Annotated in this window: 10 protein-coding genes, 1 other RNA gene and 1 pseudogene; 4 read left to right on the top strand and 8 right to left on the bottom strand. The window is 40.9% G+C overall.

What is annotated here, in order from left to right; all coding sequences use genetic code 11:
- Together BLR76_RS12430 and BLR76_RS09955 are read left to right on the top strand one after the other, a co-directional pair.
- Positions 1 to 227 (top strand): annotated as a pseudogene (locus tag BLR76_RS12430) (IS4 family transposase); the annotation flags it as partial.
- 271 nt (positions 228 to 498) lie between these two features.
- Entirely contained in the window at positions 499 to 1,815 is a 1,317-nt protein-coding gene (locus tag BLR76_RS09955; RefSeq protein ID WP_091268578.1) for a Na+/H+ antiporter family protein, read from the top strand.
- A 117-nt stretch (positions 1,816 to 1,932) separates the two neighbouring features.
- On the opposite strand, the gene ndk is transcribed toward BLR76_RS09955, so the two are convergent.
- The 6 genes from ndk to BLR76_RS09985 all read right to left on the bottom strand — a co-directional run bounded on the left by ndk (position 1,933) and on the right by BLR76_RS09985 (position 5,633).
- Entirely contained in the window at positions 1,933 to 2,337 is a 405-nt protein-coding gene (gene ndk / locus BLR76_RS09960; protein WP_218121440.1) for a nucleoside-diphosphate kinase, read from the bottom strand.
- A 72-nt stretch (positions 2,338 to 2,409) separates the two neighbouring features.
- Positions 2,410 to 2,814: a FosX/FosE/FosI family fosfomycin resistance hydrolase gene (gene fosX, locus BLR76_RS09965; protein WP_091268580.1), complete on the bottom strand. Its 405-nt coding sequence runs from the start codon at positions 2,812 to 2,814 to the stop codon at positions 2,410 to 2,412.
- A 147-nt stretch (positions 2,815 to 2,961) separates the two neighbouring features.
- Entirely contained in the window at positions 2,962 to 4,086 is a 1,125-nt protein-coding gene (locus tag BLR76_RS09970; RefSeq protein ID WP_091268582.1) for a THUMP domain-containing class I SAM-dependent RNA methyltransferase, read from the bottom strand.
- A gap of 99 nt (positions 4,087 to 4,185) precedes the next feature.
- Positions 4,186 to 4,563: RNase P RNA component class B (gene rnpB, locus BLR76_RS09975), an RNA gene on the bottom strand.
- A 19-nt stretch (positions 4,564 to 4,582) separates the two neighbouring features.
- Positions 4,583 to 4,900 (bottom strand): cell division regulator GpsB, encoded by a 318-nt coding sequence (gene gpsB / locus BLR76_RS09980; protein ID WP_091268583.1) that lies wholly within the window; start codon positions 4,898 to 4,900, stop codon positions 4,583 to 4,585.
- Positions 4,901 to 5,078: 178 nt separating this feature from the next.
- Positions 5,079 to 5,633: an SLOG family protein gene (locus BLR76_RS09985; protein ID WP_091268585.1), complete on the bottom strand. Its 555-nt coding sequence runs from the start codon at positions 5,631 to 5,633 to the stop codon at positions 5,079 to 5,081.
- Between the two features lie 80 nt (positions 5,634 to 5,713).
- Here BLR76_RS09985 and recU point away from each other — a divergent pair, with 80 nt between their 5' ends.
- Together recU and BLR76_RS09995 are read left to right on the top strand one after the other, a co-directional pair.
- Positions 5,714 to 6,334: a Holliday junction resolvase RecU gene (gene recU / locus BLR76_RS09990; protein ID WP_091268587.1), complete on the top strand. Its 621-nt coding sequence runs from the start codon at positions 5,714 to 5,716 to the stop codon at positions 6,332 to 6,334.
- 133 nt (positions 6,335 to 6,467) lie between these two features.
- Positions 6,468 to 9,068: a transglycosylase domain-containing protein gene (locus tag BLR76_RS09995; RefSeq protein ID WP_091268589.1), complete on the top strand. Its 2,601-nt coding sequence runs from the start codon at positions 6,468 to 6,470 to the stop codon at positions 9,066 to 9,068.
- Between the two features lie 659 nt (positions 9,069 to 9,727).
- On the opposite strand, the gene BLR76_RS10000 is transcribed toward BLR76_RS09995, so the two are convergent.
- Positions 9,728 to 9,919 (bottom strand): hypothetical protein, encoded by a 192-nt coding sequence (locus BLR76_RS10000; RefSeq protein ID WP_091268591.1) that lies wholly within the window; start codon positions 9,917 to 9,919, stop codon positions 9,728 to 9,730.
- Between the two features lie 166 nt (positions 9,920 to 10,085).
- Positions 10,086 to 10,337: reverse transcriptase (locus BLR76_RS12065; RefSeq protein ID WP_218121442.1), on the bottom strand; the 252-nt coding region annotated here is incomplete at its 5' end.

Consider the following 10,337-nt stretch of genomic DNA (forward strand, 5'->3'; position numbering starts at 1 on the left):
TGTTTTTTAAGCACATCAAACAACATTTGACCATTAAAACGTACTATTCACAGTCTGAACAAGGCGTGGAGAATCAAGTGATTCTTGCGATGATTGTCTACTTACTGACGTTACTGATGAAACTGGAATTACGCTTGAAATCAAGCCTCTTCACTATTTTGAGACAAATCAGAGCGTTACAGTATGAACCGTTTGCGTATTTCAAAGAATCGTTCGCACCTGGTTAAGTGAAAGAGAATACAAAAAGACTAAACCACAACTGAATAACCCTAAAAATTTCTGGAAAAAGTCATCCCTTGCGCCAGCACTTGACTTTTTTGGAAATTTTAACGAAAACCATTTGTGACGAAAGTAACAATCTATGGAAATCATTTATTCTAAGTTTTATGCAACACTAGTGAATACATCTAACTAAAACATTTACTACTTAAAGCAAACCTATGGTATTATTTTAGTTAAGTAAAAAATTGGTATGCTTATAATTATAGGAGTGAGAAAGTGTTAACTAACCCTGTTTTAATTTCAGTAGTTGTCATGGTTGGATTATCTTTATTCAAGCTGAACGTACTACTCGCGCTTATTGTTGCGGCGATCGTGGCTGGCCTGGTTGCAGGAATGCCTCTTATCGATACAATGGAAACATTAATAGGTGGTATGGGTGGAAATGCCGAAACTGCACTAAACTACATATTACTTGGTGCCTTAGCTGCAGCCATTCATCAGACTGGTGCAGCAAAAATCGTGACTCAACGATTGTCGAGAAGCATTAGAGGAACTGGACGCACACTAATATTTATCATTGCGTTTATCAGTATGTTCTCGCAGAACCTGATCCCGGTCCACATCGCGTTTATTCCGATTCTTATTCCCCCGCTCATCTCTGTTTTCAATAAACTGAAAATAGATAGACGAGCAGTCGCCACTGCGTTGACTTTCGGTTTGAAATCAGCATACATTACGATTCCTGTAGGTTATGGACTGATTTTCCACAATATCATACGTGATGAAATGGCTCAAAGCGGAATGGACGTCAGCGATATTTCGATCTGGCAGATTCTATGGATTCCTGGACTAGCAATGCTCGTTGGCTTAGTAATTGCTGTTCTTATTACTTACCGTAAACCTCGTGAATACGATGAGCATTCAGGCAAAAAGTTTGGTTATAAAGACCGTGATGAGCCTGAAGAAGAAGTTAAGCTGAACCGAACACATATTTTTGCATTAATCGGTGCTGTGTCGGCTTTAGTTGTCCAGCTAGCAGTCGGTTCTCTAGTTCTAGGCGCTATTGTCGGACTGGCAATTATGGTTGTCGGTGGAGCGATCAAATGGACAAATCTGGATGGCATGGTTAAAGATGGGATCGGCATGATGGGCTTCATCGCCTTCGTCATGCTAGTTGCTTCAGGTTACGGAGATGTCATCCGTGCAACAGGCGGCGTTGAAACGTTAGTTGAATCAGTCACTGGAATAATTGGTGACAATCAGCTTCTGGCCGCTACAGGTATGATCATCTTAGGTCTGTTCATTACAATCGGTATCGGAACTTCATTTGGTACGGTTCCAATCATCGCTGCAATCTATGTTCCTTTAGCTGTAGAATTAGGTTTCAGTCCTGCTGCGACGATTCTTCTGATCGGTTCAGCTGCAGCTCTTGGTGACGCCGGTTCTCCCGCTTCAGACAGTACGCTTGGACCAACAGCCGGTCTGAATGTGGATGGACAGCACGATCACATCTGGGATACCTGCGTAGCAACATTCACCCACTTTGATATTCCGATCATTATCTTCGGCATTATTGGAGCGGTTATATTATAGTAAATATTTCCAGTCATTATTTTTACTGAGGAGTCTTGTACTCCATACTCTTAGCAAGCAAAAATAGAGCGCGGAAGGTCTTAACCTTCTGCGCTCTATTTATTATTTCGCTCTTCTTTAATATTTTGCGAGCCAGATTTCTACCTCATATGCCACTTTTTCTTCGGAATCTGATGCATGAACAGAGTTTCTTGTGTGATCGATACCGAATCGCTTTCTTAAAGTCCCTTCTTCTGATTCTTGAGGATTAGTTTTTCCATTCAGTTTTCTGACACGCTCGATAGCTCTTTTTCCTTCCAACAAGAGTACAACAACATCACCGCTCGTCAGATACTTAACTAGCCTGTCGTAAAAATACTTCCCCTGATGCTCAGAATAATGTTTCTGAACCTGCTCTAAGGTAGGTTTCATCATATTCATCTGGATGACTTTCAAATCGTTTCTTTCATACGTATCAATTATCTGTCCAATCAGATTTCTTTCCACGGCATCTGGTTTAATAATGACTAAAGTGTGTTCCAAGATGATCCATCCTCTCACAGCATATACCTGTCTTCACTAGGATTTCTGAGCTTATTAAAGTAGAAAATCTACCTACATTTTACTATAATTATCAAGGCGTTCTTCAAGCGTTCCAGTATGCAGTTCGAACAAATTGTTATCATAGTCGTAAAAATAAAGCGAACGGCCTTCACCCTCTATTCTCGGCCTGGACTCTCTCATTCGGATATCGAAAGCCCCCAGCTTCTCTTTATAGATATCATATTCAGAATCTGAAATTTTGAATGCGACGTGATGATACGTCTCACTTTTTATGTCTTCGCTTTCCATTATAACAACCCAGACGCCTATAATAAGAAAGAATTTCTCCTTGAAAAGCGAATGCTTCTTTGCTCCACTGTCATAAACCTCTTCAGCTTCAAATATATCAGAAAACAGCCGGGATGTTCTTTCAAGATCTGTGAAGATTAATGTAATGTGACTCAATCCTTCAATCATTACAGTCCTCCTCAGCATTCAGATTCTCTATGTCAGAAGTATATCTTTTTATAATGATGACTACTAGTATAAATACGAAAAAACCCATCATCCACCAGCCTAACATCCTGGTAGTTGATGAGTTTGATCATTTTTGTATGCTGTTACTTATTTACGCTTTCCCCAGTACTGGAAATAATCCGTTCTAAGGTATCCATTGTAAAGTTTGCGTTTCTTGGTTGCTTTTTGACCGTAGTGCTCTTCAAAGTCCAAATCGCTGGTTATAATGTACTTACTCCAAGTCGTCAGTGGTCTGAAGGCCTGGCCCATATCACGGTAGATCTGATAAGCCTGTTCAGGGTCCCCTAGTCGTTCCCCATATGGCGGGTTGGAGACAATGATACCGAATTCCTTGTCTGTCTTAAAGTCTGCTACTTGTAGCTGTTTGAATTCAACACTATGAGACAAACCCGCTTCCAGAGCATTTGCTTTAGCGATTTCTATCATACGGCCGTCGATATCTGTTCCTAGAATATCTAGTTCGATATCGTATTCAGCTTGCTCTTCGGCATCCATGCGGACTTTCTCCCACAACTCTTCCGGCATCCAGTGCCAATCTTCACACAGGAAGCTGCGGTTGAAGCCAGGAGCGATATTATGACCGATCAGAGCGGCTTCAATAGGAATAGTCCCGGAACCACACGTCGGATCGACAAATGGACGGTCCTTTCGCCAAGTTGTCAGCATAACTAAAGCTGCAGCCATATTTTCTTTAAGGGGTGCGCCACCTTTATCGATACGATAGCCGCGCTTGAACAGACTGGGTCCAGTAGTATCGATTGTTAAAAGGACCTTATCTTTACGGATAGCGACTTCAATGGGGAATTTTGCTCCAGTTTCTGGTAGCATTCCGCGACGATGGTAGACATCCTTTATTTTGTCAGCAATCGCCTTGTTTACAATACGCTGAACATCAGGCACACTGTACAATGTTGATTTTATAGATTTTCCACTGACAGGAAAAGCTGAATCCATTGCCAGGTAATCATCCCAAGGCAGGGCTTTAGTCTGTTCGTATAAATCATCAAATGTCTTGGCTTCAAATTCGCCTACGATGATTTTTACGCGGTCAGCTGTACGGAGCCACAAGTTAGCTTTCGCTATGTCTTCTTTATCTCCTTCAAAGCGAGCACGACCGTTCTCCACTTCAACGTCGTATCCCATGTCTTTCAGTTCGTTTCCAACAAGCGCTTCTATCCCGCTTGCCGCTGTTGCCAGCAATTGATACGTCATTTATCCGACACCTCTCTTTTTCTTATAGTATGAATGATTTTTCAATTGACGTAAAGAAAATCCTCCCTAAAAAGAGAGGATTTCAGCCACTATGTACATCACTGTAAGCCATGTTCTGTCTAGAATGGACGGTGAAGTCCACTCAGAGATAATCATCTGTCTGCACGGGCAATAAGCCCGACCTCTTCTCTCTGTTCAATTCCAGGAGAAAAGTGCCCCTACCATATGTTTGGGTTGCTCACTCGAGGGGTTTACCGCGTTCCACCAGACGCGTTTCCCCGTCTGCTTCGTCACTGTGGCACTTTCAAGGGTACTCAAGCATAGGTCTCCCCTTAGCTCTTTTTCCTGCCGTCATCTCAATCACTTGAGAGCCGCAGCTTATTGTTTCGCTGCGCACGAACACTACAGGCATCGCAGCCTGTGTGAGCATGGACTTTCCTCACAGCTTAATAAATAGCTGTGCGATTATCCGTGATGTACACTATTCAAATGTTATTTACTGATTGTCCAGTTTTGAACCGAAAACGTGACGCTCAAGATTTGATAAACGTTTTAGAATATCAAAGTTTGTGACATTAGAACCAGACTGATTCTGGTTCTGATTTTGAGTGCTCATCTGTTTCGACTGATCATCCAGCTTATCAAGCAGACGATTATTTTCAGCTTTCAGCTTATCGATTTCATTCTGGAATGATTCATAATCTCTAATGACCACATCAAGAAATTCATCTACACCAGTTGGATCGTATCCACGCATCTTAGTTTTAAAATCTTTTTCCAAAATTTCTTTCTGAGTTAACTCCCTACTATCCATTCCTACACCTCATCTAATGTCAGTCAATTATGATTACATTAATCATTCTACTGTCCATGGAGTACTATTTTTAATACACATTTATTATACCAAATTCCCGGATAAAAGTGAAGATAACCGTATTTTATCTTTTCATTTCAATCTTATTTCTACGTTGTTTGAATTTAGCAAATGGATATTACTGGAATTCTTCCTCTTCCAGGTCGGTAATAAACCATTGCAGTTCATCAAAAGAAATCAAATCAATTTCATAGGTACTGCTTTCCTGATATTGTCTTGCTTTATCATAGTAAAACTTAACCTTTCCTTCGTGCTCCGTATCATAAAACAGCAAACACCCTTCTGTATTTCTCATAATGAAGTCCTGGTGATTTTTAAGTTGACTTGGATTAGAGTAGTCACTGTTGGATGTATAGTTCAGGTAATCAGCTTTTTCGACAATTGAATTAAAAAGCAGTTGATTTTTTTCATTCCACTTGCTTTGAAAACCAGTATAAGGGAGCAGCATGGCCAGTTTTAACTCTGGATAATCTTTTTTTAGATCCAGAACTACTTCTCCTGTCCAGAGTTCTGTCCCGAGGTTGCCGGATATTATCACCCACTCCAATCCTTCATGAATGTAATCTGTCAGTCTTTTCTTTATGTACAATTTAATATACTTAAGCTTTGGGTCATCTGGAGTAAATACAGAGACTTCATATGAACGGTAGCCTGTAACATATAAATTTTTCATGAATTTTTCCTTCCTTCATAGGTTTCAAAACAATTGTTTGGTAAACTATACTTAATCTATAGTAAAAGGGTGTGAACAAATTGACATTCCATTACCCTAATGGACAAGCTTATCTCGTTCATGATGACAAAAAGAAAAGCAAAAAGCAACTGAATAAGAAAAAAGTATCATACAGTAATAGAGGAATGAGCCTCGAAGATGACTTAACCCGGACAAATGAGTATTATCTCTTAAAAAACAGAGCAGTTATCCATAAAAAACCGATCCCTATTCAGGTAGTTAATGTTGACTACCCAAGAAGAAGTGCCGCTAAAATAACTGAAGCATATTATAAGAAGGCCTCTACAACAGATTATAATGGCGTATATCGAGGTCGATACATCGACTTTGAGGCAAAGGAAACACGAAACAAAACCTCTTTTCCTTTGAAAAATTTCCATGAGCACCAAATTAAACATATGAATGCCTGCTTTGAGCACGGTGGAATCTGTTTTGTTGTGATTCGCTTCAGTTCAATTAATCGTGTCTTTTTACTCAACTTTCCTCAGCTAAAAAACTGGTGGCAGCAACAGTTTGATGAGAACGGGAAAAAATCTATTCCTATAAAGGCCTTAATCAAGGAAGGCTATGAAATTAAGTATTCTCTAGCACCACGACTGCCTTATCTTGATTTAATTGACACACTCTATTCATTTAAATAGTTAAGACTCTCTTAAGAACAGGCCCTAGTATTGACTGATTTTATTTAATAGTGTAAAGTTCTTTTTTGATAAACCTAATTTTTAATACTGAATCTTCAATTATAAAATACATTTAGAGGAGAAGGAGTACAATATGTCTGAAAAAGAACAAGTATCAAGACAACATTATCGAAAAAACAAAAAACAATCCAGGCAGTCAGGCGGATTCAAACATTGGTTTAAACGTATTATTCAAGCCTTATTTCTGCTTGTTACACTTGCGGTTATAGCTGGAGGCTCTCTTTTTGTCTATTATGTCTCTAGTGCCCCGGATCTTACCGAAGAAGATTTAGTCGGCGCATTTTCGTCCGACCTTCTTGATAAAAATGGTGAAGTCTTTTATACAATTGGAGCCGAAACACGAAACTTTGCAGCTCCAGAAGAGATTCCCGACATCATGGTTGATGCTGTGATTGCAATCGAAGACCAGCGCTTTAAGAGTCACTTTGGTATCGATCCGATTGGTATTGGACGGGCAGCTGTTGGTTTCGTGACAAACCGTGGTCAGATTGTGGGAGGTGGAAGCACCGTTACACAACAACTTGTTAAGCTGTCCGTGTTCTCTACAGCCCCTGAAGACCAGACGCTAGAGCGTAAAGCACAGGAAGCCTGGCTGGCTGTTCAGCTAGAGCGTCAACTTTCCAAGGAACAAATTATGACGATGTATTTAAACCGTATTAACCTTGGTGGCAATATCTATGGTGTAGCTGCAGCATCAGAGCATTACTTTGGCAAACCGGCCAGTGATCTAGAGATTCATGAAGCAGCTCTGTTTGCCGGTATGGCCCAGGCACCCAACCGATTTAACCCCCGCATTAACCCGGATCTTGCAGAACGTCGCCGTAACATTGTTATCCGTGCCATGCAGAGTGAAGGTATGATTACAGAAGAAGAAGCTGATCAGGCAATCAATACGCCTGTTACAGAAGGATTAGTAGAACTGAGTGTCGTTGAGCAAAACGATCTAGTTGTTGACAGTTTTGTGACCCAGGTCAGACACGAAATCAGAGAAAAAACAGGACTTGACATTTCAACTGCCGGCTTGACTATTGAAACCAACTTGGATATGGAAGCCCAGCAGCGCGTTTTTGATGTACTAAACTCTGATGAGTATGTAGATTTCGTTAAAGACAATGTACAGTCGGCTGTTTCACTTGTCGAAGTTGAAACTGGTAAGATTAGAGCTCTCGGCGGTGCACGCAATCCCGGAGGCCTTCGTGAAACTAATCACGCTATGGAAAAACAGACCACTGGCTCTACAATCAAGCCACTTACAACCTATGGACCAGCTATCGAATTTTTGCAGTATTCCACGTATCATCAAATTGTAGATGAAGAATATACCGTGCCAGGAACCGACTGGACACCACGAAACTTTGACAGGCAGTTTCGCGGTCAGATGAGTCTTAGAGATGCTCTCGTAGAATCAAGAAACATACCTGCTGCCAAGATTATGAACGAAGATCTTGAAACAAGTCAGATTGACGAGTTTCTTGGAAATCTGGGAATCGATTCAGATGAATTGAATGATTCACCAGGTATTTTCCCTCAGAACGCTATAAATGGAGAAATGACACCTCTTCAGCTTGCCGGTGCTTATGCTGCCTTTTCCAATGGGGGTAACTTCACTCAGCCTCACGCAGTTACTAGGGTCACTACACGTGATGGCCAAGAAATTAATTTGGTACCTGAAACCAACCGAGCAATGTCTGATTATACAGCGTATATGATTACAGATATCTTAAGAGGTGTTCCTTCTAATTTAAGCAGCACTGTAGGTATCCCTAACCTGCCTCAAGCAGGGAAAACAGGAACGACCAACTTTGCTCCAGAGGATTACGAACGCTTTAATCATCCATCACATGGTGTGCCCGATTCATGGTATGTCGGCTATACGTCTAACTACTCCCTTTCAGTTTGGACTGGGTTTGATAGAAATGCGGAAGGGAATTACTTGTCTCTTGAAGACGGTTCGCGATTGATTCCACGCCACATTTACCGTGAAGTGATGTCTTATGTATCACAAGGTTTAAACAACACCGAATGGACCAGGCCAAGTTCCGTTACAGAAGTGGCTGTTGAGGATGGATCTGACCCCGCTCAACTGCCTGGACCAAACACACCGGACAGTCACATTGTGAACGAACTATTTGTAACTGGAACTGAGCCGACTGAAGTATCCACTTCATTTGGTGAAGAACTGTCAGCTCCAACTGGTCTGTCAGCTGATTATGATGAGGAATCCGATGAACTGACTATCACTTGGGACGAGTACACTTTAGACAATGAAGATGAATCAGTCACTTATAATCTGTCGGTGGACGGTCAGTCAACTACTCTAAGCGACACCGAAGCGGTCATCACCGAGCCCCCTTCCGGCTCATTGACCATCACCCTCTCTGTTTCTGCATATGGAAACACTGGGCCAGAATCATCTGTCTCCATCACGATACCTGAACGAATCGATGAAGAAGAGGAAGAGGAAGAAGAAGAGGAAAATGTTCAGACACCCCCAGTAACTGAGCAGCCAGCGGCGCCTCAGCCCGAACCCGAGCCTGAAGAGGAACCTGAGGAAGAAGAAACAGAAGAAGAACCGCCAGGAACTGAACCGGATCCTTCTGAAGAGGAGCCTGAGGAAGAAAAGCCTGAGGAAGAACCTGAAGAAGACGAAACTGAGGAAGATTCTGAAGAATAATCAATCGTCTATTTTCAACTTCTGATTGAATACAAACTAATAATGTAAAAAGCATCCGACCTGTCTTGAGTAGACTATACTCTGACAGGTCGAATGCTTTTTTAGTAATGTGATTTCTAATTTAATAGTTTTAAGATACCATATGGTTGTGTAATAAAGACTAAAGTATCACTTGTAGCGTCTAGTTATACTTTGCTTTGTTATTTACTCTAAGAGTTGTCATTAAAAAGGTTTCTACTTGTAGTTCAATTCTAACTTTTTCTCATTTGCTTTAACTAGACGGCTTCTAGCTTCAGTACAAGTCTCATTTAAGTACAGAGCTACAGCTAGAAGGCTCCTAATTGTAGAATCTAATGTAATTTGAATGATAGGCTGCAACTAGACGGTACCTAACGACACTTCTCCAATTAACTGTCGTACTGAACTATAAGTAGACTGATTTTAGTTATACCTTACTTTCCTCTCACAGCAAAAAAGTACCATCAGACTCTCCCTGTTCTGACGTTACCTAGATATTCAAGTTATAGTCACCTGATATTGAGCATCTACCTAGAATTTTACCGCCTTCTACTTCGATCGATTCAAGATCAACGCTGATGCCCGTATCAGCGCACAAAAAAAGCGTGTACCCTTTAACAGGTCATCACGCCCTACTTCTTCTACTTGTCGTCATTAAATCGTGAACCGAAGAACCATTTCCCTCTGATTGTTCGTATACCGATGAATATATTCCAGGCTCCGATCAATAGACCTACTCCACCGACGATCGGGTCTAGTAAGACTATATAAATAGACAGAAGTATAATAATTATGCCGATTGACAGAAGAAATATGCCATGTTTTTTCCCCATTTTAAAGACCCTTTTCTATTTAGATTATGCACCCCAGTCAATCGCAAGAACTGGAAAAGCACGTAAATATAATCGAGTAGGAGACTAGTCATTAATTGACTAGTCGACCTCTCACACCACCGTACGTACGGTTCTCGTATACGGCGGTTCAATAACTTGAATATCTCTAACGTTCATACAGTAGTATTAAATCTTTTAATCTCCACTGTTCGAGCTTCTTATTTGTTATGGCACGATGTAAAGTTTTACTTCGCGAGAGCCTCCAGTAAGCCTTTCGGCTACCAGCCATTTTGAGTGCATCATCGTGTTCTATCCCCAGTTGTTTTAATTTTCTATATCGAGTGGATACTTTCTTCCATCTCTTCCAAATCAATTGTCTTAGCCGATGATTCAACCACGATTTAATTTCAATCATAAA

Origin of the sequence: Alkalibacterium thalassium, from assembly GCF_900101165.1 — a bacterium.
Taxonomy (GTDB): domain Bacteria; phylum Bacillota; class Bacilli; order Lactobacillales; family Carnobacteriaceae_A; genus Alkalibacterium; species Alkalibacterium indicireducens.